Source organism: Prolinoborus fasciculus (assembly GCF_056724605.1).
On the sequence record NZ_JBWZQN010000120.1, the window covers coordinates 1 to 2,343 of the forward strand.

Genomic DNA, 2,343 nt, shown 5'->3' on the forward strand with positions numbered 1-2,343 from the left:
TGTTCAAATGGCGATTCAGCGTTTAATTGGTTTTGGGAAAAAAGAAGAGTTTAAGGAAATTTTGGCAATTTTAAGAAGGCAGAACCCTGATAGGATAAGGGTTCTGTGAAATTTGTCGTGTACAGAGTGATTTTTTATAATATCTACAAACTTCTATATGGTACGTCTAAGATTTAGCTTTGTTATAGAGGTTAGGGTCTAGTAATATGGATATTAGTCTAGTCCAATGCGCATCCGTGATGCATTATACGAGGTATAGGTGAATTCAAATAATTTCGATACAAAGAAACCGAGTACAAGATATATATTAACCCCAGTTCGGGATAAGGGCTCAAAAAAAAGATAAAAAAAGAAGTCCGAAGTTGTTAAAGTGAGTTTACCAAGACAAACTTCACAACAAGGACTTCTTACATGGACAACCTAACCGAACTATACTGCCATATTGACGACTTTTATCAGCAATTCAAACCTGAGTTTGACGCTCATTTAATCGCAACGGGCCGTCAACGGCTAAGAGCATGCCAGATAAGTGTAGCAGAGATTATGACTGTCTTGATACTGTTTCATCAACTGCGTTATCGACAGTTTAAGTCTTTTTACTACCATCACATGCTTGGCATGATGAAACGGGAGTTTCCAAACTTGCCCAGTTATTCACGGTTTATAGAGCTGATAAGTTGGTGAGTCATTTCTCAAGCGCTATTCATCTGGTTAATTTAGTTGTCAGGCTTAACTGATGGCACGCCCTAGTGCAATTGGTTACGACATGCTATAGTTAAGTATTAAACTTAATCTCAAAGGTAAGATCGTGGGAGACAGTAAGTCAGCAGACCGCTAGGCCGCAACAACCTTTTTCATTGTTGCGGCGATCTATAGTGAGTCAGTAATTCACTAAGAAAGCAGATTGCCGCCAGAATTCTTCATCTGTGCGGATATTTTACCATGTCTGATAAATCAAACCCCCTGTGGGCTTACTCTCTGCCATCAGCCCTCTTTTTGATGGCACCCTTTGATATTCTCTCCTCACTAGCCATGGACGTTTATCTACCGATCATTCCGGAGATGCCAACGGCTCTTAATACTTCACCTGCCATTGTTCAGCTCACGTTGAGCGTTTACATGATTGTGCTCGGTTTAGGACAGGTTGTCTTCGGGCCTATGTCTGATCGCATCGGTCGACGACCAATTGTTTTAGGTGGAGCATTCTTTTTTACCGTTTCTTCTTTTGCTTTAGCGATGACCAGTAATGGACCGCTATTCGTCACACTACGCGTCCTGCAGGCGCTTGGTGCTTCGGCTATGCTCGTTGCAACTTTCGCAACTGTCCGGGATGTCTACGCAAATAGTCCCGAAAGTAGCGTGATATATAGTCTTTTCGGTTCAATGCTAGCCTTCGTACCTGCGCTCGGACCCATATTAGGTGCAGTTATTGCAATGAATTTTGGGTGGCGTGCGATCTTCGTGATGCTTGGTATCTTTGGATTATTCGCCTTCTGCCACGCGCTGCTCAGGTGGCATGAAACACGTCCAAGCCGACAGAGTAGACAAAGCCCTGTCTTTTGGTCAATCCTTGGAAGTTCATCTTTCTGGATCTATACACTGGGTTTTAGTACGGCAATGGGAGCGTTCTTCGTCTTTTTCTCCACTTCCCCGCGAGTTTTGATCGAACGCCTAGGCCTCTCCCAAATAATATTCAGCGCAATCTTCGCCACGGTTGCTTTTGTGATGATAATAACAACGCGTTTCGCAAGATTTTTTGTGTCGCGCTGGGGAGTTGAAGGCAGTCTTATACGAGGGTTATTCGTTATTTTGATGGGTGCCTGTATCCTAACCGGATGCACTCTTCTGACCGAGCCCTCCATTCTGACGTTCGTACTACCGATGTGGCTGATCGCTGTCGGAATGGTGTTAGTGGTATCGGTTACGGCTAATGGTGCATTACACGATTTTAGCAACGCTGCTGGTACAGCTGTGGCGCTCTACTACAGTGTGCAAAGCCTAATCGTTGGAATCGTTGGTACTATAGTGATCGTCACGCTTCCAGGCGATAGTGCGTGGCCGTTGATAGCCTACTGCCTGATATTAGTAACCGTAACTTTATTTGTGATGGCAGCTAATCGATTAATGAGGCGCTCTTAGGTTGTGGAAAAATAAAATTATAGAGTCAACATATTGCTTGACTTTACTTTAAATCAGCTCTCAAACTATTGATTTTTTCTCTGTACACGACAAAAATAGATAACTCATTGAAATAATGTCATAATAATTGTTTTCTAACGACGAATACTATGACACATCTCAATGAGTTATATCTTATCTTAAACAAATATCTAAAATGGAACA

1 protein-coding gene and 1 pseudogene are annotated in these 2,343 nt (G+C 42.5%); both read left to right on the forward strand.

Annotated features, from left to right (window positions below; translation table 11 throughout):
* Positions 1 to 411 precede the first annotated feature (411 nt).
* A pseudogene (locus AC1P5O_RS16400) lies at positions 412 to 675 on the forward strand (IS982 family transposase); the annotation flags it as partial.
* Between the two features lie 267 nt (positions 676 to 942).
* Positions 943 to 2,139 carry a CmlA/FloR family chloramphenicol efflux MFS transporter gene (gene cml, locus AC1P5O_RS16405; protein ID WP_075107253.1) on the forward strand — a complete coding sequence of 399 codons (1,197 nt, stop codon included), beginning with the start codon at positions 943 to 945 and terminating at the stop codon, positions 2,137 to 2,139.
* The last annotated feature ends 204 nt before the right edge of the window (positions 2,140 to 2,343 follow it).

Bases quoted from the DNA above. Each gene is read 5' to 3' on its own strand.
- cml (WP_075107253.1), top strand. From the start codon at position 943: ATGTCTGATAAATCAAACCCCCTGTGGGCTTACTCTCTGCCATCAGCC.